21 protein-coding genes and 1 tRNA gene are annotated in these 21414 nt (G+C 73.0%); 13 read left to right on the top strand and 9 right to left on the bottom strand.

From position 1 onward, the window contains the following. Positions 1-4: 4 nt before the first annotated feature. From mazG to BKA00_RS34885, 5 genes are all read left to right on the top strand, one after another. Positions 5-985, top strand: coding sequence for a nucleoside triphosphate pyrophosphohydrolase (gene mazG, locus BKA00_RS34865; RefSeq protein ID WP_185032331.1), 981 nt, complete (start codon positions 5-7; stop codon positions 983-985). 70 nt (positions 986-1055) lie between these two features. Continuing rightward, positions 1056-3509, top strand: coding sequence for a transglycosylase domain-containing protein (locus tag BKA00_RS34870; RefSeq protein WP_185032333.1), 2454 nt, complete (start codon positions 1056-1058; stop codon positions 3507-3509). Positions 3510-3611: 102 nt separating this feature from the next. Continuing rightward, the gene (locus BKA00_RS34875) at positions 3612-4556 is read left to right on the top strand and encodes an NADP-dependent oxidoreductase (protein WP_185032335.1); all 945 of its coding nucleotides are present in this window, start codon (positions 3612-3614) and stop codon (positions 4554-4556) included. Between the two features lie 64 nt (positions 4557-4620). Beyond that, positions 4621-4839 (top strand): hypothetical protein, encoded by a 219-nt coding sequence (locus tag BKA00_RS34880; protein WP_185032337.1) that lies wholly within the window; start codon positions 4621-4623, stop codon positions 4837-4839. Positions 4840-4894: 55 nt separating this feature from the next. After that, positions 4895-5251, top strand: coding sequence for a tetratricopeptide repeat protein (locus BKA00_RS34885; protein WP_185032339.1), 357 nt, complete (start codon positions 4895-4897; stop codon positions 5249-5251). Positions 5252-5290: 39 nt separating this feature from the next. Here BKA00_RS34885 and BKA00_RS34890 read toward each other — a convergent pair whose 3' ends face one another. The 4 genes from BKA00_RS34890 to BKA00_RS34905 all read right to left on the bottom strand — a co-directional run bounded on the left by BKA00_RS34890 (position 5291) and on the right by BKA00_RS34905 (position 9481). Then, positions 5291-6727 carry a sensor histidine kinase gene (locus tag BKA00_RS34890; protein WP_230298960.1) on the bottom strand — a complete coding sequence of 479 codons (1437 nt, stop codon included), beginning with the start codon at positions 6725-6727 and terminating at the stop codon, positions 5291-5293. Between the two features lie 69 nt (positions 6728-6796). Next, complete coding sequence (locus BKA00_RS34895) at positions 6797-7672, bottom strand: ABC transporter permease (protein WP_185032342.1); 876 nt, start codon at positions 7670-7672, stop codon at positions 6797-6799. Next, on the bottom strand, positions 7662-8438 hold the full coding sequence (locus tag BKA00_RS34900; RefSeq protein ID WP_185032345.1) for an ABC transporter ATP-binding protein: 777 nt from the start codon (positions 8436-8438) through the stop codon (positions 7662-7664). Before BKA00_RS34900 ends, BKA00_RS34895 begins: the two co-directional genes overlap by 11 nt. Continuing rightward, positions 8435-9481, bottom strand: coding sequence for an ABC transporter substrate-binding protein (locus BKA00_RS34905; protein WP_185032347.1), 1047 nt, complete (start codon positions 9479-9481; stop codon positions 8435-8437). The genes BKA00_RS34900 and BKA00_RS34905 overlap by 4 nt, the downstream gene beginning before the upstream one ends. A gap of 236 nt (positions 9482-9717) precedes the next feature. Here BKA00_RS34905 and eno point away from each other — a divergent pair, with 236 nt between their 5' ends. From eno to BKA00_RS34925, 4 genes are all read left to right on the top strand, one after another. Next, complete coding sequence (eno, locus tag BKA00_RS34910; protein WP_185035223.1) at positions 9718-11001, top strand: phosphopyruvate hydratase; 1284 nt, start codon at positions 9718-9720, stop codon at positions 10999-11001. Between the two features lie 79 nt (positions 11002-11080). Then, complete coding sequence (locus BKA00_RS34915) at positions 11081-11545, top strand: FtsB family cell division protein (RefSeq protein WP_185032349.1); 465 nt, start codon at positions 11081-11083, stop codon at positions 11543-11545. Positions 11546-11594: 49 nt separating this feature from the next. Next, entirely contained in the window at positions 11595-12149 is a 555-nt protein-coding gene (locus tag BKA00_RS34920) for a DUF501 domain-containing protein (RefSeq protein ID WP_185032351.1), read from the top strand. Next, positions 12146-13099: a Ppx/GppA phosphatase family protein gene (locus BKA00_RS34925; protein WP_185032353.1), complete on the top strand. Its 954-nt coding sequence runs from the start codon at positions 12146-12148 to the stop codon at positions 13097-13099. The genes BKA00_RS34920 and BKA00_RS34925 overlap by 4 nt, the downstream gene beginning before the upstream one ends. Before the next feature lie 176 nt (positions 13100-13275). On the opposite strand, the gene BKA00_RS38445 is transcribed toward BKA00_RS34925, so the two are convergent. Further along, positions 13276-14052, bottom strand: a complete 777-nt coding sequence (locus tag BKA00_RS38445; RefSeq protein ID WP_221493422.1) for a DUF2510 domain-containing protein — start codon at positions 14050-14052, stop codon at positions 13276-13278. A 140-nt stretch (positions 14053-14192) separates the two neighbouring features. On the opposite strand from BKA00_RS38445, the gene BKA00_RS34935 reads away from it, so the two are divergent. Beyond that, on the top strand, positions 14193-15014 hold the full coding sequence (locus BKA00_RS34935) for a uracil-DNA glycosylase (RefSeq protein WP_185032355.1): 822 nt from the start codon (positions 14193-14195) through the stop codon (positions 15012-15014). Here the strand turns inward: BKA00_RS34935 and BKA00_RS34940 are convergent. Next, the gene (locus BKA00_RS34940; RefSeq protein ID WP_185032357.1) at positions 15011-15268 is read right to left on the bottom strand and encodes a hypothetical protein; all 258 of its coding nucleotides are present in this window, start codon (positions 15266-15268) and stop codon (positions 15011-15013) included. The two genes, BKA00_RS34935 and BKA00_RS34940, sit on opposite strands and share 4 nt — an antisense overlap. 227 nt (positions 15269-15495) lie before the next feature. Between BKA00_RS34940 and BKA00_RS34945 the strand changes: the two genes are divergently transcribed. From BKA00_RS34945 to BKA00_RS34955, 3 genes are all read left to right on the top strand, one after another. Beyond that, positions 15496-16845 carry an NAD(P)/FAD-dependent oxidoreductase gene (locus BKA00_RS34945; protein ID WP_185032359.1) on the top strand — a complete coding sequence of 450 codons (1350 nt, stop codon included), beginning with the start codon at positions 15496-15498 and terminating at the stop codon, positions 16843-16845. A gap of 113 nt (positions 16846-16958) precedes the next feature. After that, positions 16959-17031 (top strand) — tRNA-Leu (locus tag BKA00_RS34950). A 301-nt stretch (positions 17032-17332) separates the two neighbouring features. Further along, positions 17333-18109 (top strand): Bax inhibitor-1/YccA family protein, encoded by a 777-nt coding sequence (locus BKA00_RS34955; RefSeq protein WP_185032361.1) that lies wholly within the window; start codon positions 17333-17335, stop codon positions 18107-18109. A gap of 168 nt (positions 18110-18277) precedes the next feature. Here the strand turns inward: BKA00_RS34955 and BKA00_RS34960 are convergent, their stop codons facing one another. The 3 genes from BKA00_RS34960 to BKA00_RS34970 all read right to left on the bottom strand — a co-directional run bounded on the left by BKA00_RS34960 (position 18278) and on the right by BKA00_RS34970 (position 21299). Then, on the bottom strand, positions 18278-18505 hold the full coding sequence (locus BKA00_RS34960) for a DUF4287 domain-containing protein (protein WP_179843986.1): 228 nt from the start codon (positions 18503-18505) through the stop codon (positions 18278-18280). Positions 18506-18731: 226 nt separating this feature from the next. Continuing rightward, entirely contained in the window at positions 18732-19952 is a 1221-nt protein-coding gene (locus BKA00_RS34965; RefSeq protein ID WP_185032363.1) for an acetyl-CoA C-acetyltransferase, read from the bottom strand. Between the two features lie 135 nt (positions 19953-20087). Continuing rightward, positions 20088-21299: an SGNH/GDSL hydrolase family protein gene (locus BKA00_RS34970; RefSeq protein WP_185032365.1), complete on the bottom strand. Its 1212-nt coding sequence runs from the start codon at positions 21297-21299 to the stop codon at positions 20088-20090. Between the last annotated feature and the right edge of the window lie 115 nt (positions 21300-21414).

Genomic DNA, 21414 nt, shown 5'->3' on the forward strand with positions numbered 1-21414 from the left:
GCCCATGAGCCTCACCCTGCTGGCGACCACGCACCGGGTCGCGCCGGGCCTGCTGACGTGGCGGGCCTGGGACGCGCTCCGGTCGGCCGACGCCGTCCGCCTCCGGGACGGGCACCCGCTGCTGCCCGCGCTCCTCGACGCCGGCGTCGTCCCGGACCTCGTCGAGGAGCCCGACCCTGCCCTCCTGGTGGCCGACGCCCGGCGCGCGGACGTGCTGTGGGTGGCCGCGCCCGAGGGCGACGAGGCGCTGATGCGCGGGATCGGGGCCCTGGTCGTCGACGACCCGCTGGACGTCGAGGTGCTGCACGGCTCCTACGACCTGCCCGGCGCGCGGCTGCTCGACCTGGTGTCGGTGATGGAGACGCTGCGCCGCGAATGCCCCTGGGACCGCAAGCAGACGCACACCACCCTCGTCCCGTACCTGCTGGAGGAGGCCTACGAGGTCCTCGACACCGTCCAGGCCGGCGACTACGGCGCGCTCCGCGAGGAGCTGGGCGACGTGCTGATGCAGGTGGCGTTCCACTCGGTGGTGGCCGCCGAGCGCGACGACGGGACCGCGTTCACGATCGACGACGTGGCGGGCGCGATCGTCGACAAGCTCGTCCGGCGGCACCCGCACGTGTTCGGGGACGTCACGGTCTCCGGCGCCGACGAGGTCAACGCCAACTGGGAGCAGATCAAGGCGGCCGAGCGCGCGGAGAAGAGCGGCGCGGAGGCCTCGGCGCTCGACGGCGTGCCGATGGGCCAGCCCGCGCTGTCGCTGGCCGCGCAGTTGCAGCGCCGCGCCGCGCGCATGGACGCCCCGTCCGGCCTGGCCGACGGGGTGGCGGAGGAGGCCGCGGCCGAGCTGGGCGGACGGCTGTTCGCGCTGGTCCGGGAGGCGACTGAGCGAGGCGTGGACGCGGAGTCGGAATTGCGCGCCGTTTCCCGGGTATTCCGGGACCGTGTCCGAGCGTGGGAGCGGCGCGAGCGGCGCGACGCCTGAATCGGGGGATAACGGGCGGAACCTCACCGATGGGGTGGTCCGCTCGGGAAGGCGCGTCTACTCTGAGCCCGTGCCGACCGAGGCCGGAAGTGAAGCGGGGGATCCCGGGACGGGAGCCCCCGCCGCGCGGCGCCGCCGCCCGCGCCGCCTGCTGACCCCGTCCACGACCCGTGCCGAGAAGGTCCGCGCCGTGCGCGGGCTCGGCGCCTTCGGCGGCCTGGCCGGCCTGCTCGTCGCGCTCATGCTGCTGCCGACCGCGTGCACCGCGGGCGTCGGCGCCCGCGACGCCGCCGGCTGGTTCGAGTCCGAGCCGGACGGGCTGTCGACCTCCGGCGTCCCGCAGCGCTCGAAGATCCTCGCCGCGAACGGCTCCACCCTCGCCACGTTCTTCTACCAGAACCGCGTCGACGTCCCGTTCAACAAAATCGCCCCGGTGTTGCGCCAGGCGGTGCTGGCGATCGAGGACAGCCGCTTCTACGAGCACGGCGCCATCGACGCGCAGGGCACCCTGCGGGCGCTCGCCAGCAACCTCAGCAGCGGCCAGGTGACGCAGGGCGGCTCCGGGATCACCCAGCAGTACGTGAAGAACCTGCTGCTCACCCAGGCCGACACCGACGCCGAGCGGCAGGAGGCCCGGGAGGTCTCGGCCGCCCGCAAGATCCGCGAGCTGAAGTACGCGGTGGCGCTGGAGAAGCGGTTCACCAAGGACGAGATCCTGCGCCGCTACCTCAACATCGCCTACTACGGCGACGGCGCCTACGGCGTCGAGGCGGCGTCGCGGCACTACTTCTCCAAGCACGCCTCCGAGCTGACGCTGCCCGAGGCGGCGCTGCTCGCCGGCGTCGTCCGCTACCCCTACGCCTACGACCCGATCCGGCATCCCGGCGCGGCCCGGGAGCGCCGCGACACCGTGCTGACCCGGATGGCCGAGCTCGGCTGGCTCGATCCGGCCAAGGCGGCCGCGGCCAAGCGGGCGCCCGTCAGGCTGGACGTCGACAACGTGCGCAGCGGCTGCGTCACCAGCGACGCCCCGTTCTTCTGCGACTACGTCCAGCGGGAGATCCTCACCGACCCGGTGTTCGGCAGGACGGCCGAGGACCGCGAGAAGCTGCTCAAGCGCGGCGGGCTGACGATCCGCACCACCCTGGACCGGCGCGCCCAGAAGGCCGCGCAGCGCGCCGTCGACCGGCACGTCCCGCCGAAGAACTCCGCGCACAAGGCCGCCGCCGAGGCGATGGTGCAGCCGGGCACCGGCGAGATCAAGGCGATGGTCGTGGACCGCGAGCTCGGCCCCGACCGGGACCGCGGCAGGACGTGGATCAACTTCGCCGCCGACGCCAGCCACGGCTCCAGCATCGGCATGCAGGCCGGGTCAACGTTCAAGGCGTTCACGCTGGCCGCGGCGCTCGACGAGGGCATGCCGTTCGGGACCCGGATGATGGCGCCGCGCGCCTACACGCCCGTCGGCTACCGCAACTGCGACGGGGACCGCGTCGGCGACCCGTCCGCCTCCCTGCGCAACTCGGCCGACGGCGAGGGTGGCAAGCAGTTCAGCCTCGTCACCGGGACGCACCACTCCGTCAACACCTTCTTCCTCGCTCTGGAGAAGAGGGTCGGCCTCTGCGACACCGTCAAGATGGCCGAACGGCTCGGGATGAAGCAGGCGAACGGCAAGCCGCTGGAGCAGTACCCCTCGTTCACGCTGGGCTTCAACCCCGTCTCCCCGCTGCGGCTCGCGGCGGCCTACGCGGCCTTCGGGGCCCGCGGCCGCTACTGCGAGCCGATCGCGATCCGGGAGATCCGCGCCGCGTCCGGGAAGAGGCTGAAGGTGCCGGGGCGGCACTGCGAGCGGGCGATGGACGAGGGCGTCGCGGACGCCGTCAACCACGTCCTGCGCGGCGTCCTGACCAAGGGCACCGCGCGCGGCATGGGCCTCGGACGCGACGCCGCCGGCAAGACCGGGACCGTCGACAACTTCTCGGCCGCCTGGTTCGCCGGGTACACCCCGGACCTGGCGGCGGCCGTGTGGGTCGGCGACCCTCGCGGCGGCTACAAGCACCCGATGGAGAACCTGTGCATGGACGGCCGGTGCTACGGCTCGGTGTTCGGAGCGACGATTCCGGCGCCGATCTGGCGGCAGAGCATGCTCGGAGCGCTGTCGCACACCGATCCGGGCTCGTTCCACCGGCCGCCGTCGCGCTACTTCAGCCGGGGCTCCGGTGAGGACCGGGCGAGGGTGCCCGACGTGCGCGGCATGAAGCCGGGCGAGGCCGTCGCCCGGCTCCGCGCCGCGGGCTTCAGGGCCCGCATCGGCGCGCCGGTGGGGTCGCGCCGGTTCCCGAAGGGGACCGTCGCCGGCATGTCGCCCTCGTCGGCCGAACCCGGCGGCACCATCACGCTGCACCTCAGCAAGGGCGCCGGGCGCGAGCCCGGCGGGCGGCGGCGCGGCGGCGGCCCGCCCACCCTCCCGCCCGCCGCACCCACCCCGGAACCGGGCGGACCGCAGCAGCAGGCCCCGGCGTGACCTGCGCCGACGTGTGATCGTCCGGCCGCGGGGTAGATCGAGACGGGAAGATCGACAGCGGGACGCGACACCCGCGCTGATCCGTTTCGGGGGACGATCGTCATGCGAGCCATCGCCGTGTCGGAGTACGGCGCCACGCCGGCGCTCATGAACCTGCCGCGTCCGGAGCCGGGGCCCGGCGAGATCCTGGTGCGGGTGATCGCCGCCGGGCTGAACCCGCTGGACTGGAAGATCGCCGAGGGCATGCTCAAGGACTCCGTCGACGTGCCGTTCCCGCTGGTCCTCGGCCGGGACGGCGCGGGCGTCGTGGAGGAGGCCGGCGAGGGCGTGACCCGGCTGCGGCACGGCGAGCAGGTCTACGGGGCCTTCGCCATGGTGGAGCGCGGGCTCGGCAGCTACGCCGAGTACGCCCTCGTCCGCGAGGACGGCCCGGTCGCGCGGATGCCGCAGGGGATGATCTACACGCAGGCGGCGGCGGTGCCGACCGCGAGCGCGACCGCGCTCGCCATGGTCGACCAGGCGCGGATCGACACCGGCCAGACCGTCCTCGTGGTGGGCGCGACCGGCGGCGTCGGTCAGGGCGCGGTCCAGCTCGCCTCCCGCGCGGGCGCCAAGGTCATCGCGACCGCGCGCGACGACATGGCGGGCACGATGCGGCGCCTCGGCGCGGACGAGACCGTCGACCACTCCGCGGGCGACCTCAACCGGCAGGTGCTCGCCGTCCACTCCGACGGGATCGACGCCGTCCTCGACACGGCGAGCGACACCCGGTCGGCCGAGCACCTCGCCCAGCTGCTGCGGCCCGGCGGCACCTACATCTCCACCACCTGGTCGGTGAACCCCGACGCCCTGGAGGCCAGGGGGCTGCGCGGCGTCAACTTCCAGACGCAGCCGTCCGCCGAGCTGCTGGAACGCCTCTCCGACCTGATCGACGCGGGCGCGCTGCGCGTCCGGGTCGAGCGGGAGGTACCGCTGGAGCGGGCGGCCGACGCCCTGGCCGACAACCGGCTGGGCGGCGCGCGCGGCAAGACCGTCCTGCGGATCTGACACCGCCCCCGAGGTGAGGACGGCGCCGGCGCGGGCATGCAGAGCCGGACGGAGGAGGAGGCCGATGAACCAGAGTGAGACCGAAGACGACCGGCGCGCCCGGCTCCGCGACATCGAGGATTCGCTGAAGCGGCTGCGCGCGGACCTTCCCGAACCGTCCGGCGACCCCACGGACATGGTGGACTCCGGCCAGTACCTCGCCCAGCGCGAGGAGCTGCAGGGGCAGATCGACCTGCTGGAGACCGAGCGCGAGCGGCTGCGCGCCGACCTCGGGATGACCTGAGCGCCCCGGGCGGCCGGGCCGGGAACAAAGCCCGGCCGCCCCCGGTTCAGCGGGCATGACCACCTACGAGGAGTTCGAGCGCGCGACGTTGTTCTTCGACGCCCGGGACTACGCGGGCGCGGCGCGCATGCTGGCCCCGATCGTCGCGGACGACCCGGGCAACCGCGCCGCGGTCGAGCTGCTCGGCCGCGCCTACTTCCACAGCGCCCAGCTCGGCCGCGCCGAGGAGACGCTCCGCCGCCTGGTCGAGCTCGACCCGGGCAACGGCTGGGCCTACGAGGCCCTGGCCCGCACCCTGGAGCGGCGGAGCCGGGCGGACGAGGCCCGCGCCTTCCGCAAGATCGCCCGCGCCATGGGCGTCGAGCCCTCCGAGGAGATCGAGGTCTCCGTGACCGCGGCCGACCTGGCCTGACGTCCCCGCCCCCGGAGGCGGCCGCCCCCTCGGGGGCGGCTACCCCGGGGAGTCGTCGAGGGGCAGGCGCAGGACGAAGCGGGCGCCGGGGACGCCGTCGATGCGGTCGGTGAGGATCAGCGACCCGTGGTGCGCCTCGGCGATGTCGCGGGAGATCGCCAGGCCGAGGCCGGTGCCGCCGGCGTCGCGGTGCCGGCCCTCGGCCAGCCGAGCGAACCGGTCGAAGACCCGCTCGCGGTCCTCCGGCGCGACGCCCGTGCCGTCGTCGATCACCTCGACCACGGCGGTGGCGGGCGGCTCCGTCCGCATGATCACCGTCACCTCGTGCTCGGCGTGCCGGTCGGCGTTGTCGATCAGGTTGGTCAGCAGCCGCGCCAGGTCGCTGCGCCCGCCCCGCACCGTCACCGGGCCCTCCGCCAGCACCGTCACCTGGACGCGGCGCGGGCGGCGCAGCACCTCCTGGTCGGTGATCTCGGTGAGGTCCACCCGTTCGAGGTGGGAGGCGGTGCGGTCGGCGTCGAGCCGGGCGAGCGCGAGCAGGTCGTCCACCACCGCCGACAGCCGCTCGGTGTTGACCAGGATGGCGCGCAGCGCGGCGGGGACGTCGGTGTCCTCGGGGGCCGACAGCGCCAGTTCCAGCTCCATGCGCAGCGCGGTGAGGGGGCTGCGCAGCTCGTGCGACACGTCGGAGACGAACGCGCGCTGCCGCGCGACCGCCTCCTCCAGGCGGTCCAGGGTGGCGTTCACGCTCTCGGCGAGCCGCCCCACCTCGTCGCGGCGGTGCGGCTCCGGCACGCGGCGCTCCAGGTCCGTGGCGGTGATCTCGTCCAGCTCGCGGCGGATCCCCTCGACCGGATGCAGGGCCCGGCTCACCGACAGCCACGTCCCGTAGCCGGCGAGCAGGGTGACGAAGGGGATGCCCAGGAGTATCAGCACCCCCGAGACGGGGCGCGGCAGGATCCCCGGCGCCGGGGCGAGCGAGTTGATGAACAGCGCGTCCGGTCCGAACCCCACCCGACGCTCGACGATCACGAAGCAGTGCCCGTCCGGCGCGTCGACGCCGCAGACGCGCCCGACACGGCGCTCCTCGAACGGCGCCGGCGGCGGGAACGAGACCCGGGGCCGGCCCCGCATCCGCGGGGTGGCCGCCACCACCTCGCCCCGCTGGTTCACCACCTGCTGAAGGCTGTCGGTGGTGGGGGAGATGTCGAAGGTCAGCTGCCCGGTCTCGATCGACGTCGCCGTCCGCCGGTTGTCGCGCGCCAGCGCCCGCACGAGGTCCTGGTAGGCGTCCTGGTTGAGCTGGATCAGCAGCACCGCGCTCAGTGCCGACGACAGCACGAAGGCGATCAGCGAGGCCGCCGCCGTCACCCGGAACCGGATCTCCGGGTGGCGCAGCACGGCTCGCCAGATCCAGCCGCTCGGCGACGGCCGGCGGAGCCGGACGCCTATGACGACCTCCCGGGTGCGCTGCACGTCAGATCAGTACCGGGAGTACCTACCTGCGTTGGGCGAACCCCATCCGGGTCGGCGGGTAAAAGATTCTCAGGACCCCTCGTCGACGCCCCAGCGGCGCCGGATCGCCCCGTCCACCAGGCCGAACAACTGGTCGATCACGATGCCGAGGATCAGGATCACCAGCATGTAGGAGATCATGTCGGCGGTGTTGTTCAGCTCCCTGGCCTGCGACAGCAGCACCCCGAGCGAGGTCGTGTCGCCGATGACGACCAGCAGCTCGCCCGCCATCAGGCTGCGCCACGCGAACGCCCAGCCCTGCTTCAGCCCCGCCACGAACGAGGGCAGGGAGGCAGGCATGATCAGGTGCCGGTACAGCGCGAGGCCGCGCAGGCCCATCACCTTCCCGGCGCGCAGCAGGATCGGCGGCGTGTAGTCGACGCCCGCGATCAGGCCGTTGGCGATCGACGGGGCCGCACCGAGGATCACCACGAACAGGATCGCGCTCTCGCTGAGCCGGAACAGCAGGATGGCGAGCGGGAACCAGGCGATCGACGGCATCGTCTGCAGGCCGGTGATCAGCGAGCCGAACGCCCGGCGCAGCACCCGGAACCGCGCCACCAGCGCGCCGACCACCACGCCGGCGGCCACGGCGAAGGCGAAGCCGACGACGGCCCGCCGCATCGTCAGGGCGACGGCGTCCCAGAACCGCCCCGAGGTGAGCTGGTCCCAGAACACCGGGAGCGTGTCCCGGGGACCGGGGAGCACCCACGGCTCCTTCCAGCCGCTCCACACGACCAGCTGCCACGCCGTGAGCGCGATCAGCACGGCCGCGACCATCGGCCACACCGCCGACCACGCCCGCTGGAGGAGCCTGGTGCGCGCGGTGCCGCCGAGCTCCAGCGCGTCCAGACCCGCCAGCTCGCGGTCGAGCCGCCTCTCGCCCTTCACCGTGTCATGCGCCATGCCGGACGACCTCCTCGCGCAGCCGGTCGGTGATGGTCCCGGCGAGGGAGGCGACCTCGGGGGAGTCGATCCGCCGCGGCCGCTCCATCGGGACGGGGAACTCCTCCACGACCCGGCCGGGCCGGCTGCTGAGCAGCACCACCCGGTCGCCGAGCCGCACCGCCTCCCTGACGTTGTGGGTGACGAACAGCACGGTCAGGGCGCGCTCCCGCCAGATCCGCTCGATCTCGTCGTGCAGCAGGTCGCGGGTCATCGCGTCGAGCGCGCCGAACGGCTCGTCCATCAGCAGGACGGTCCCCTGCCCCTCGCCGGCGTCGTCCTCGGTGAGGGCCAGGGCGCGGGCGAGCGCGACCCGCTGCCGCATGCCGCCCGACAGCTGGTGCGGGCGCCTGCCCGCGAACCCGCCGAGGTGCACCGAGTCGAGCAGCCGGGCCGCCCGGCTCCGCCGCTCGCCCCGGGGGACGCCGCGCGTCCTCAGGGCGAGTTCGAGGTTGCCGGTCACCGTCAGCCACGGGAACAGGGCGGGCTCCTGGAACATCAGCGCGACCCGCGCGCCGTCCTTGTCGATCGTCCCGGCACTCGGGCGGTCGAGGTCGGCGACCAGGTTGAGCAGCGTGCTCTTGCCGCAGCCGGACGCGCCGACCAGGCAGACGAACTCGCCCGGGGCCACGTCCAGGGAGACCCCGTCGAGCGCGAGGAGCGCGGATCCGCCGGTCCCGAACGCCTTGGAGACCTCGGTGAGGCGGACCGCCGTGTCCGCGGTCATCGGTCGCTGACCTGTGCCTTCCCGCCCGTCTTGAGCACGTCGTTGAGCGGGGCCAGGTGGTAGATGCCGGCCAGGTCGGTCTTCTCCAGCAGGCCGATCTCCTCGGCGTGCGCCGCGCCCGCGACCAGCGAGGACGCGACCGGGTCCGTGGTGAAGTCGATCTCCTTGAAGGCCGCGGTGAGCACGTCCTGCTTCAGCGGCTTGCCACTCAGCTTGGCGAGGGCGTCATTGGTGACCTTCTCGGCGTCGGCCTTGCTCTGGTTGATGTAGTCGGTGGCCTCGACGACGCCCTGGAGCAGCTTCTTGACCTGGTCGGGGTGCTTCTTCTCGTACTCCTGGCTGACGAGCAGGTTGGTGATGACGAACTTGCCGCCGGGCCACAGCGACTTCTCGTCCAGCAGCCGCTCGCCCTTGTTCTCCAGGATCAGCCGCGAGGCGTAGGGCTCGGGCACCCAGGCCCCGTCGATGTCGCCCTGCGCGAACGTCTGCAGCGTCTGGGCGTTCTCCTGCGGGACGACCTTGACGTCCCCGCTGCCGTCCTTGTTCGCGGTGAGGCCGTTCTTCTTCAGCCAGTACCGCAGCGCGACGTCCTGGGTGTTGCCGAGCTGCGGGGTCGCGATCTTCTTGCCGCGCAGGTCCTGGACGCCCTTGATCCCGGGCTTGACCACCAGCGAGACGCCGCCCGAGGCCGCGCCGGAGATGATGTGGACCGCCTTGCCGTGCGACTTGGACCAGGCGTTGATGGACGGGTTGGGCCCGACGAACGTCGCGTCGATCGCGCCGGAGAACAGCGCCTCGACGGCGGCCGGGCCGGCGTTGAACGTCGCGGTCTTCGGCGCGGCGCCGAGGTGCTTGGCGAAGATGCCCTTCTCGACGCCGACCAGGGCGGTCGCGTGCGTGATGTTCGGGAAGTAGCCGAGCCGGAGCGGGGCCGCGTCCCCGCCGGACTCCTCATCGCCGCCGCCGCAGGCGCCGAGCGTGCCCGCGGCGACGAGAGCGGTCAGTGCCACGGCGGCGATGCGCCCGCGGAGTCCACGATGCATTGTCATGTTTCCCTATCAATCAAGTCTGTTTGACCTGCTTAGTAGATAAGGCGGGCGTTCTCCGCGTCAAGTCGTCTTCCTGGCGCGATGCGGTCGCCGAGGTGTAGCGGGTTTCGTCACCGCCGTCCCCTATGTTCGTTTCCCGGCGGGCAACGGCGAGGCGGTTGGGCGGCGGCGGGGCCGCGCGGATAGGCTCGGTGACCGCACCGACCATCCGCACCATCAGGGGGTTCCCCGTGTCGTCGATCGAGGCCGTAATCGCCCGGGAGATCCTTGACTCCCGCGGCAACCCGACCGTCGAGGTCGAGGTGCTGCTCGCCGATGGGACCGAGGCGCACGCGGCGGTCCCGAGCGGCGCCTCCACCGGCCAGTTCGAGGCGGTCGAGCTGCGCGACGGAGGCGAGCGCTACGGCGGCAAGGGCGTCCGGAAGGCCGTCAAGGCCGTCAACGAGACCATCGACGAGAAGCTCGTCGGCTACCCCGCCTCCGACCAGCGCCTGATCGACCAGCTGCTGATCGACCTCGACGGGACCCCCGCCAAGTCCGCGCTCGGCGCCAACGCCATCCTCGGCGTCAGCCTCGCCGTCGCCAAGGCCGCCGCCGACTCCGCCGGCCTGCCGCTGTTCCGGTACGTGGGCGGCCCCAACGCGCACCTGCTGCCCGTCCCGATGATGAACATCCTGAACGGCGGCGCGCACGCCGACACCAACGTCGACATCCAGGAGTTCATGATCGCGCCGATCGGCGCGGCCACCTTCGCCGAGGCGGTGCGCTGGGGCGCCGAGACCTACCACGCGCTGAAGTCGGTGCTGAAGTCCAAGGGCCTGAACACCGGCCTCGGCGACGAGGGCGGCTTCGCCCCCGAGCTGCCGAGCAACCGGGACGCCCTCGACCTCATCCTGGAGGCGATCCGCAAGGCCGGCTTCACCCCCGGCCGCGACATCGCCCTCGCGCTGGACGTCGCCGCCACCGAGTTCCACGCCGACGGCCAGTACGCGTTCGAGGGCACCAAGCGGTCCGCCGACGACATGGCCGCCTACTACGGCGAGCTGCTCGGCGACTACCCGCTCGTCTCCATCGAGGACCCCCTCGACGAGGAGGACTGGGCCGGCTGGGAGGGCCTCACCGCCGCCGTGGGCGACCGCGTCCAGCTCGTCGGCGACGACCTGTTCGTCACCAACCCCGAGCGGCTCGGGCGCGGCATCAAGTCCGGCGCCGCCAACGCCCTGCTGGTCAAGGTCAACCAGATCGGCACGCTCAGCGAGACCCTCGACGCCGTCTCGCTCGCGCAGACCAGCGGCTACCGCTGCATGATGAGTCACCGCTCCGGCGAGACCGAGGACACCACGATCGCCGACCTCGCCGTCGCGACCAACTGCGGCCAGATCAAGACCGGCGCCCCCGCCCGCAGCGACCGGGTCGCCAAGTACAACCAGCTGCTGCGCATCGAGGAGCTGCTGGACGACGCCGCGCGCTACGCCGGCGCCGCCGCGTTCCCGCGCTTCGACGCGCAGGGCTGAGCCGCGCGGCCCGGCGGGGCGGCGTCCCCGCCCCGCCGGGCACCGGTTTCCGGCAGCCGAGTCACAGGCAGGGGACACGATGGCGCAGGGCGACGACCACGAGACCGGCCGCGGCGACGCCGACCGCGGACCGGGCGGGCGCGGGGCGCGCGGCGGCCGGGCCCGCCGCTCCAACCCGGCGCTGACGAGCCGTGCCGCGATCCTCGCGGTGGTGATGTGCGCGATCGCACTGAGCCTCGCCTACCCTGTCCGGGAGTACATCGCCCAGCGCAAGGAGATCGCCGACCTGCGCCGCCAGGAGGCGATGTCCCGCCGCCAGGTCGAGATCCTCGCCCAGCGCAAGCAACAGCTGGGCGACAAGTCGTACATTGAGCGTGAGGCGACGCGGCGGCTCCATTACTGTCGTCCTGACGTGAAGTGCTACATCGTGCTGGACGGCGGCGAAGGGGACGGGCAGCAGTCCCGCAGGGGCGGGACGGAGAGCAGACCGCCCTGGTACGAGACGCTGTGGCGGTCGGTGGAGGCCGCCGACAGGCCCCGCTGACGTTCCTTGAGGCGCGGAGGAGAACGGATCCCCGGATGCGCGGGTGGATATGATCGACGCACGTGACACGGCCGCGGTCGCGGCCCAGCTCGGCCGCGAGCCGCGCGGCGTCCGGCGCGTGGCGGGACGCTGCCCGTGCGGGCTGCCCGCCGTGATCGAGACGGCGCCGCGGCTTCCGGACGGGACGCCCTTCCCCACGCTGTTCTACCTGACGTGCCCGAAGGCGGCCTCGGCCATCGGCACGCTGGAGGGGAGCGGCGTCATGCGCGACATGCAGGCCAGGCTCGCCGACGACCCGTCCCTGGCGGAGCGGTACGCCGCCGCCCACGACGACTACCTGCGCCGCCGCGACGAGGCCGCCCGCGAGGACGGCGTCGAACCGCTTCCCGAGGGCATGCAGAGCGCCGGCGGGATGCCGGAGCGCGTCAAGTGCCTGCACGCCCTCGTCGCGCACGAGCTGGCGGTGCCGGGCGTCAACCCGTTCGGCCGCGAGGCCCTGGACGCGCTGCCCGACTGGTGGCGCTCGGGGGCCTGCGTCCAGATCGAATCCGGCGACACCGCCGAAACTGTCGAATCGGAACCTGAACCGGGGGAGGCGCGGTGACGCGCGTCGCGGCCATCGACTGCGGGACCAACTCGGTCCGCCTGCTGATCGCCGACATCGCCGCCGGAGGCGGCGACGGCGAGGGCGTCGCCACGCTGACCGACGTCGAGCGCCGGATGGAGATCGTCCGGCTGGGGGAGGGCGTCGACCAGACCGGGCGGCTGTCGCCCGCCGCGCTGGAGCGCACCTTCACCGCGATGCGCGGGTACGCCGAGCTGATCGAGCGGCACGGCGACGGGCACGGGCCGGTCAAGACCCGGGTGGTGGCGACCAGCGCGACCCGCGACGCCGCCAACCGGGCCGACTTCGTCAGCGGCGTCGTCGACATCTTCGGCGTCGTCCCCGAGGTGATCACCGGGGACGAGGAGGCCGGGCTGTCGTTCACCGGCGCCACCCGCGAGCTGGCGAAGCTGCGCCCCGCCCGCCCCTACCTGATCGTGGACATCGGCGGCGGGTCCACCGAGATCGTGCTCGGCAGCTCCTCGGCGGACGCGGCCCGCTCCATCGACATCGGCTGCGTGCGGATGACCGAGCGGCACCTCAGGGACGACCCGCCCTCGCCCGAGCAGATCTCCAACGCCGCCGCCGACATCGACGCCGCGCTCGCCGCCGTCCGCGAGACCGTCCCGGTGGACGAGGCGCGCACCCTCGTCGGGCTCGCCGGATCCGTCACCACGGTCGCCGGCATCGCGCTCGACCTGCCGCGCTACGAGCCCGACCGCATCCACCTGGCGCGGATCACCGCCGGACAGGTGCACGAGGTGACGCGGCGGCTGCTGCACGCCACCCGCGCCGAGCGCGCCGAGTTCGGCGTCATGCACCCCGGCCGCGTCGACGTGATCGGTGCGGGCGCGCTCATCCTCGACCGCATCATGCGCGAGTACGGGTTCGGGGCCGTCGTCGTCAGCGAGCACGACATCCTCGACGGCATCGCCTGGTCGCTGGTCTGACCGCTGTGTTGATCGAGTCCCGGACCACTTCGCTCGCCTCCGGCTTCGCGCCACCGGGCAGGTCACGCGTTCGCGCGCGTGGCCGAGACCACTTCGAGACAGGCTGTGAGTCCTCGGCCGGCAAGGATGGGTGTCGGCTGCTGCGGCCCTGGCCGTGATCCGAGACGGGCTCGGTCTCAGTACTTGAGCCGCGCCAGCAGTGCGGGGATCAGCACCGCGTTCGGGTTCTGCTGCGGGACGTAGAGGATCGGCGCGGTGCCGCCGGCCTGCTGGATCCAGACCCGGCCCCGGTCGACGGTCGCGGTGGAGATCGACGACCAGCTCAGCGACACCCGGTCGCCGCGCACGCCGCCCGGATGGACGGTCAGCCCCTGCGCCACGTCGATGGACTCGCCCGCGCGGACGCGGGCGGCCAGCTCCTCGACGAGCCGCGACTCCGCGTACTCCTGGCAGAGCTGGATCAACCGCCCCCACACGCGCTCCGGCTCGCCGTCCGGCCCCGCCGCGCGGCCGGGCAGCGCGCCCGGTTCGATCACCACCTCCACGCGGGGGCCGCCGCGGAACGGGTACCGCCCCGCCTGGAAGACCCACTGGGTGCCCGGGACGTGGCCGGGGGCCGCCGGGCGCTCCGCCGCCCAGTACGCCACCCACTCCACGTAGGGCCAGGCGAGTGAGACGTCCCCGTAGGCGACGCCCTGGTCGTCGGCGTGCAGGCGCAGGCCGCGCACGTGCACGTCCAGGGAGGGGACGGACGGGGCGCGGTCCCAGGTCGGCGCGTGCGGGGCGGCGTCGTGCGTCCCTCCCGCGGACCCGGTGTCCTGCGGACGCTCCCGGCGCGGGAGCCGGGGCGGGCGGTCGGGCTCGGGGTTCAGCCGCTCGGTCCAGTTCTCCCCGTCCCACCAGCGAAGGCTGCCCGTGCCGTAGGGGTCGGGGTACCAGCCCGGTTGCGACACTCCTGCCTCCCGCTTCGCACAACGCGCGTGCCGAGACACCCGCCTCCCCGACCGGCGAACGCATCGTACCGACCGGACCCGCCTCCCACCGGCCATGGGCGGAACCCGGCCACCGGCCGTGGCGTGGGACGATCGGTGGTATGCCGCCCGCCAACCCTCCGTTCGTGCCGCCCGGGTCAGGGTGGCCGGAAGACCCCGCCGCCCCCGCGACCCCCGTCGCGCACGACGCCGGCGACGTCGCCGAACTGGCCGCCGGGGCCCCGGATCTGCACGAGCTGTGCGCCCGGCAGTCGGTGTGCCGCGCCTGCGACCGGCTCGTGGAATGGCGGGAGAAGGTCGCCGTCGAGCGCCGCCGGGCGTTCGCGGACGAGCGGTACTGGGGCCGTCCCGTCGCCGGATGGGGCGACGAGCGGCCGCGCATCCTGATCGTCGGTCTGGCCCCCGCCGCGCACGGCGGCAACCGCACCGGCCGCATCTTCACCGGCGACCGCTCGGGCGACTGGCTGTTCGCGTCCCTGCACCGGGTCGGGCTGGCGGCCCGGCCGACCAGCGTCCGCGCGGGCGACGGGCAGCGGCTGATCGGCGCGCGGATGGCGGCGTCCGTCCGGTGCGCCCCGCCCGACAACAAGCCGACGCCGCTGGAGCGGACGACCTGCCTGCCATGGCTCGCACGCGAGGTCGAGCAGGTCGCCCCGAGCGTCCGCTGCGTCGTGTGCCTCGGCGGTTTCGCCTGGCAGGGCGTGTGGCCCGCGCTGAAGCAGGCCGGGTACGCGGTGCCGCGCCCGCGGCCGAAGTTCGGCCACGGCGCCGAGGTCGAACTGGCGCCGACGCCGTCGGCCTCCCGGCGCGACCCCGTCCTGCTCCTCGGCTGCTACCACCCGAGCCAGCAGAACACCTTCACCGGCCGCGTCACCGAGGACATGCTGGACGCGGTGTTCGTCCGCGCCCGCGACCACCACTAGGCCGGAGGGGTCGTGCCGAGGGGCGTCAGCCGGATCTCGCCGTGCTGGCAGACCGGCCCGTACTCCCACCGCGCGTCCACGGACTCGGTCTGGTTCGGCGGGCCGGGCGTGCCGGCGCTCGTCCCGCCGGACGGCGCGAGCGTCGGGGCGCCCCCCTCGGACGACGTGCGCCCCGCGTTCGAGCCGGCCTCGCCGCACCCCGCGAGAGCGGTGACGGCCGCGACGGCGAGGGTGCTCCCGATGATCCGTAACATCGCGTCCCCCAATGAGACTGCGAGGCAGGGCCTTGGCCAAGCGGCCGTGTCGCGGTGGACCGGCCCCCGCACCGGTCCACCGCCCGCGTCCGCTTGGCGCCCCCGTCGGGCCCTGACCTCGCAGTGTCTTTCTGGTGGAACATCGAATGAGATGTCGGGCGTGGCGAGGAAGTTCGCAACTCACCCCAAGACGTGAGGCCGCGACAGAAGCGGGTATCGCTCCGGATATGCCAATCCAGCGCACGAAACAGATCGTGATCGTCGGCGGCGGCTACGTCGGCATGTACACGGCCCTGCGCCTGCAGAAGAGGCTGCGCGGCGAACTGCGCCGCGGCGAGGTCGCCGTCACCGTCATCGACCCGCAGTCCTACATGACCTACCAGCCGTTCCTGCCGGAGGCGGCCGCGGGCAACCTGGAGCCCCGCCACGTCGTCGCGCCGCTGCGCAAGGTCCTCAACCGCTGCCGCATCGTGAACGGGTTCGTGACACGGATCGACAACGCCTCCAGACGCGTCACCATCCGCCCCGCCGGAGCCCACACCGCCGGCGTGCCGGAACGGGACATCGAATACGACATGATCGTGGTCTGCCTCGGCTCCATCTCGCGGACCCTGCCCATCCCCGGCCTCGCCGAATGCGGGATCGGCTTCAAGACCGTCGAAGAAGCGATCTTCCTGCGCAACCACGTCCTGCACCAGCTCGACATCGCCGCGTCCAACCCGGACAACGAGACCGTCCGCAGGCGCGCCCTCACGTTCGTGTTCGTCGGCGCCGGATTCGCCGGCGTCGAGGCCATGGCCGAACTGGAGGACATGGCCCGCGACGCCTGCAAGTGGTACCCCACGATCGACGACCGGGAGATGCGCTGGATGATGGTCGAGGCCACCGACCGCATCCTCCCCGAGGTGGGCCCCGAGATGGGCCGCTGGACGGCCGAGGCCCTGCGCCGCCGCGGCATCGAGGTCAAGATGAACACGCTGCTCAAGTCCGCCGAGAAGCGGCGCATCGTGCTGAGCGACGGCGAGGAGTTCGAGGCCGGCACCCTCGTCTGGACGGCCGGCGTGAAACCGCACCCCGTCGTCAAGGAGAGCGACCTCCCCCTGGACGACAAGAGCCGCATCAAGACCACCGCCGAACTCACCGTCGAAGGCCTCGACGGCGTCTACGCCGCCGGCGACAACGCCGCCGTCCCCGACCTCACCGACACCGGGGACTTCACCGCGCCCAACGCCCAGCACGCCGTCCGGCAGGCCAAACGCCTGGCCGACAACATCGTCGCCGACCTGCGCGGCAAACCCCGCAAACCGTACGTGCACGCCTACGTCGGCTCGGTCGCCGGCCTCGGCCTCCACAAGGGCGTCGCCAACGTCTACGGGCTCAAACTGCGCGGCCTCCCCGCGTGGTTCATGCACCGCACCTACCACCTGTCGCGCATGCCCACCGTCAACCGCAAGTTCCGCATCACCATGGACTGGACGCTCTCCGCGTTCTTCCGCCGCGAGATCGTCTCGCTGGGCGAACTCGAATGGCCCCGCCAGGAGTTCGAGCTCGCCGCAGGCCGCCAGCGCGACATCTGACAGCGGGGCTTGACCGGCCGGACCGTTCCACTGGCCGGACCCGGCCGCCAGAGCTCCACAATCACGGCCCCTGGAGACGGCGGCGACGACCACTGACTCGATATGATGACCCCGCCCCTGTAGCCCAACGGCAGAGGCGGGCTCCCTAAAAGAGCCAGTGTGTCGGTTCGAGTCCGACCAGGGGCACGTGCGGCGAACCCTGCTCGCCGTCTTCGTCGGCTTCGCCGGGGGCTCGCCGTGTCTGCCCAGGGGGCGACCCCCTGGAACCCCCGATGCTCGGGCTCCGCCCTCGCGTGGGCTCGGCTTCGCCATCGCCCTCCCCCGGCTGAGGTTCCCACCCGGCTCGGCTTCGCCTTCGCGTGTGCTCGGCTTCGCCTTCGCGTTCTCCTGTGTGAGGTCGTCGTGTGGGTTCTGCGGTTTGGGGCTGATCAAGTGGGGGGACTGCTGCGGATTAGACGGGGGTCGTGTCGGCCGAAGTGGAGATCTGATGGAGAGTAGAAACCCCGTGTTCAGGGGGAGTGCCTTCGACCCGCGGGTCGGGGGGTACGGCGCGCAGCCCCACGGAGGGGCCGTGTACGCGCCGCCCGCCGGCAGGACGATGACCATCGACGACGTCGTCGTCCGCGGGTTCCTGACGCTCGTGACGCTGGTGGTCACGGCGGCGCTGGCGTGGGCGCTCGTACCGACCTCGCTCGTTCCGCCCGTCCTGGTCGTGGCGCTCATCGCCGAGATCGGCATCTGGGCCTTCATCGCGTTCGGCCGCAAGGCGAACGCGGCGACGGTACTGGCGTTCGCCGCGGTCTACGGTGTCGTCGTCGGGCTCATCAGCCACTCCTACAACGACATCTACCACGGGGTGGTCTTCCAGGCGGTCGTCGGGACGGCGCTGGCGTTCGGCGCCACCCTCGCCGTCTACGCGCTGCGCATCGTCCGGGTCACGCCCGCGTTCGCCCGGTTCGTCATGGCCGCCGGGCTCGCCCTGATCGGACTGATGATCGTCAACTGGGCGGTGCACATGTTCGGCGGCGACCACGGCATCGGGATCCGCGACCCCGGCAACCCGCTCGCCTACGTCTTCAGCGTCGCCGCGATCCTCGTCGGCTGCTTCTTCCTGCTGCTCGACTTCGACGCGGTCGAGACCGGCGTCCGCACCGGCGCGCCCGAGAAGTTCGCCTGGTTCTGCGCGTTCGGGCTGGTACTGAGCCTGGTGTGGATCTACCTGGAGGTCCTGCGGCTGCTCAGCTACTTCTCCGGGCGCGACTAGCGGCCCACACGCTGATCAGCCCCGCGCCGGACGGCGTGGGGCTGATCTGTGCGGGGTCTCTGCGCCAGGGTCGTGGCGCGCAGCGGCACGACGGCGGGGACACCCGTTGGCGGGAACCCGCAACGTTGTGAAGTTCGATCGGCGCGCCCTCCCGGGGGAGGCGCGTGCTCAGTAGTGGCGGGCGCGGCGCGTGCGCTCGTGCTCGCGGACCAGGGCCGCGGCGTAGCCGTGGGAGAGGTTGTGCTCCTCGGCCAGCCAGGTGCTGCGTTCCTCGCAGCGGGTGAACGAGGGCCCGTTCTCGATCGTGGTGAACCACTCGGGGATGTCACGTCCGGTGACTTGCGGAATGCGGGCTATCAGCTTGCTGTGCGTTTCCGGCGAGTGGTTCAGTGACATCGGCACCTCCAGGTCGCGGGGTTCTTCCTGCCGACTCTGCAACACCTCTCCGCATGTGACAACCCCCTAACGGGGACCTATCCATGACGTTACGTAGATCATCGGTAACGGGGATGATCCCCGGAAACGCGCAGGTGGCCCGCGTGAAGCCGCCCGAGGGCGGTTCCGCGCGGGCCACCGTGCACCGGTCTGGGTTCCGTTTCCCCAGGCAAGGTCGGTCTTACCTCTAGGAGAGACGCTCCAGGACCATGGCCATGCCCTGGCCGCCGCCCACGCACATCGTCTCCAGGCCGAACTGCTTGTCGTGGAAGCGGAGGCCGTTGAGGAGCGTGGAGGTGATGCGGGCGCCGGTCATGCCGAAGGGGTGGCCGACGGCGATCGCGCCGCCGTTGACGTTCAGCTTGTCGTGGTCGATGCCGAGCTCGTCGGCGGACGGCAGCACCTGCGCGGCGAACGCCTCGTTGATCTCGACAAGGTCGATGTCGTCGATCGTCATGCCGGCCTTGGCGAGGGCCCTGCGGGACGCCTCCACCGGGCCGAGGCCCATGATCTCGGGGGACAGGCCGGTGACGCCGGTCGACACGATGCGGGCCAGCGGGGTGATGCCGAGCTCGGCGGCCTTGGTGTCGCTCATGACGACGACCGCGGCGGCGCCGTCGTTCAGCGGGCAGCAGTTGCCGGCGGTGACCGTCCCGTCCGGGCGGAACACCGGCTTGAGCTGCGACACCTTCTCGTAGGTGGTGCCCGGACGGGGGCCGTCGTCCTTCGCCACGACGGAGCCGTCCGGCAGCGTCACCGGGGTGATGTCCTTCTCCCAGAACCCGTTGGCGAGGGCCTTCTCGGCGAGGTTCTGCGAGCGGACGCCGAACTCGTCCTGCGCCTGGCGGGACACGCCGCGCAGGGCCGCCACGTTCTCGGCGGTCTGGCCCATCGCGATGTAGATGTCGGGCAGCGCGCCGTCCTCGCGCGGGTCGTGCCACACGGGGGCGCCGCCCTCGCCGGTCTTCGCGGTGCGGCCCTGGGCGTCGGCGAACAGCGGGTTCTGCGTGTCGGGCAGGCCGTCGCTGCTGCCCTTGGCGAACCGGCTGACGGTCTCGACGCCCGCCGAGACGATGACGTCGGCCTCCCCGGCGCGGATCGCGTGCAGCGCCATCCGCGTCGTCTGGAGCGAGGACGAGCAGTACCGGGTGATGGTGGCGCCGGGCACGTTGTCCCAGCCCAGCAGGACCGACACCACGCGGCCCATGTTGTAGCCCTGCTCGCCGCCGGGCAGGCCGCAGCCGAGCAGCAGGTCGTCGATCTGGCTCGGGTCCAGCTGCGGGACCTTCGCCATCGCGGCGGTGACCATCTGGGCGGTGAGGTCGTCGGGCCGGATGTCCTTGAGCGACCCCTTGAAGGCGCGCCCGATCGGCGAGCGCGCGGTTGCGACGATGACTGCCTCGGGCATGTGCGGGACTCCTTCTCAGCGGCCAACGGTGTTACTCACCGGTCACCAGCAATCTAGCCGCTGGCCCCCCGCGGCGTACACGCCGCCCCCCGGGCCTGGTGGACGCGGTGTCCAATAAGTGCGGGCTTACCTCGGTCACCTGGGCGAGGTCCCGGCGGTCTGGTGACCGCCGCCCCATGTGTCCGGGACGCCGGGCGCCGGAGAGTGGGACCGGCGCCACCGGTCGGGCCACCGCCAGCGCGGGCGAAGCCCCGGCAGGTGCCACGGGCGGCCGGGGCCCGCCACCGGTGACCGGGCGGGCTCCGGCTCCGTGAGGGCCGCGCCGTCCTCGCGGGGAAGGCGTTCGGCCGCGTGGCGCCGGGGCCGGCGCAGCGCGGGGCGGCGCAGCGCGGGGCGGCGCAGCGGGTACCGCAGGGTGGCCCAGCGTCCCCGGGGGCCGCGCTCGAGCCCGGCGACCGACGCGCCGCTGACCTCCGTGCCGGCCCGCTCGGCGGCCTCGGCGGCGGCGAGGTAGACGGGCAGGACGTCCGCGGTCAGGTGGCCGGACAGGTCGTGCCCCAGGCCCAGCGCGGACGCCATCGACGGCAGCACGGCGGCCGACGCGGCGGCGTAGCCGCGGGCGGACGGGTGGTAGCGGTCCTCGCTGAACATCGCGAGCGGGTCGGCGGCGAACTCGCGGCCGAGCAGGTCGCCGAGCGACACCGAGCGGCCGCCGCGCTCGACGACGGCGATCGTCTGGGCGGCGGCGAGCTGCCGGCTCGCGCGCCGGGCGAACCAGCGCAGCGGCGGCATCAGCGACTTCACGGAGCCGAGGTCGGGGCAGGTGCCGACGACGACCTCGCTCCCGGCGCCGCGCAGCCGCTCCACCGCGCGGGCCAGGTGCCGCACGGACTCGGCGGCCGGGACCCGCCCCGTCACGTCGTTCGCGCCGATCATGATGACGGCGACGTCGGGACGGGTCTGCAGGGCCTGGTCGGCCTGGCCGTCGAGCGCCTGCGAGCGGGAACCGGAGCGGGCCACGTTCGTCAGCCGGACGGGACGCCCCGCGATCGCGGACAGCCCGGCCGCCAGCAGCGCGGCGGGGGTCTCCTCCGGGGTGTGCACGCCGAGCCCGGCGGCGGTCGAGTCGCCGAGCATGACCAGCGAGAGCGGCTCGCCGCCGCGCGTCCCGCCGTACAGCCCGTCGGCGATCGGCGGGTCGCCGTTCGGCCGTGCGAGGATGGTCCTGCGGGCGAGCCTGGCCTGCATCAGCAGCAGGCCGAACGTGATGCCGCCGAGCGCGGTGATGCCTCCGCCGCCGTAGGCGGCGGCGGCCGCGATGCGGCGCGCGGTAAATGCTCTCCACATACTGCGCTGACCCTCCGTGAATTAGTACCTACCCACGCGAAAGGGCCGCGATACCTGCGGTGGCCGTTCTCGGCTACCGTCGAGAGCGGGAAGCCTTCCGGCCCCGCGCCGGTTT

Origin of the sequence: Actinomadura coerulea, assembly GCF_014208105.1 — a bacterium.
GTDB classification, from domain to species: domain Bacteria; phylum Actinomycetota; class Actinomycetes; order Streptosporangiales; family Streptosporangiaceae; genus Spirillospora; species Spirillospora coerulea.

What these genes read in the sequence shown, in the direction of transcription:
- mazG (WP_185032331.1), top strand. Translation starts at nt 5, where the DNA reads ATGAGCCTCACCCTGCTGGCGACCACGCACCGGGTCGCGCCGGGCCTG.
- BKA00_RS34875 (WP_185032335.1), top strand. Translation starts at nt 3,612, where the DNA reads ATGCGAGCCATCGCCGTGTCGGAGTACGGCGCCACGCCGGCGCTCATG.
- BKA00_RS34880 (WP_185032337.1), top strand. Translation starts at nt 4,621, where the DNA reads ATGAACCAGAGTGAGACCGAAGACGACCGGCGCGCCCGGCTCCGCGAC.
- BKA00_RS34885 (WP_185032339.1), top strand. Translation starts at nt 4,895, where the DNA reads ATGACCACCTACGAGGAGTTCGAGCGCGCGACGTTGTTCTTCGACGCC.
- BKA00_RS34895 (WP_185032342.1), bottom strand. Translation starts at nt 7,672, where the DNA reads ATGGCGCATGACACGGTGAAGGGCGAGAGGCGGCTCGACCGCGAGCTG.
- BKA00_RS34900 (WP_185032345.1), bottom strand. Translation starts at nt 8,438, where the DNA reads ATGACCGCGGACACGGCGGTCCGCCTCACCGAGGTCTCCAAGGCGTTC.
- BKA00_RS34905 (WP_185032347.1), bottom strand. Translation starts at nt 9,481, where the DNA reads ATGCATCGTGGACTCCGCGGGCGCATCGCCGCCGTGGCACTGACCGCT.
- BKA00_RS34915 (WP_185032349.1), top strand. Translation starts at nt 11,081, where the DNA reads ATGGCGCAGGGCGACGACCACGAGACCGGCCGCGGCGACGCCGACCGC.
- BKA00_RS34920 (WP_185032351.1), top strand. Translation starts at nt 11,595, where the DNA reads ATGATCGACGCACGTGACACGGCCGCGGTCGCGGCCCAGCTCGGCCGC.
- BKA00_RS34935 (WP_185032355.1), top strand. Translation starts at nt 14,193, where the DNA reads ATGCCGCCCGCCAACCCTCCGTTCGTGCCGCCCGGGTCAGGGTGGCCG.
- BKA00_RS34940 (WP_185032357.1), bottom strand. Translation starts at nt 15,268, where the DNA reads ATGTTACGGATCATCGGGAGCACCCTCGCCGTCGCGGCCGTCACCGCT.
- BKA00_RS34945 (WP_185032359.1), top strand. Translation starts at nt 15,496, where the DNA reads ATGCCAATCCAGCGCACGAAACAGATCGTGATCGTCGGCGGCGGCTAC.
- BKA00_RS34955 (WP_185032361.1), top strand. Translation starts at nt 17,333, where the DNA reads ATGGAGAGTAGAAACCCCGTGTTCAGGGGGAGTGCCTTCGACCCGCGG.
- BKA00_RS34960 (WP_179843986.1), bottom strand. Translation starts at nt 18,505, where the DNA reads ATGTCACTGAACCACTCGCCGGAAACGCACAGCAAGCTGATAGCCCGC.
- BKA00_RS34965 (WP_185032363.1), bottom strand. Translation starts at nt 19,952, where the DNA reads ATGCCCGAGGCAGTCATCGTCGCAACCGCGCGCTCGCCGATCGGGCGC.
- BKA00_RS34970 (WP_185032365.1), bottom strand. Translation starts at nt 21,299, where the DNA reads ATGTGGAGAGCATTTACCGCGCGCCGCATCGCGGCCGCCGCCGCCTAC.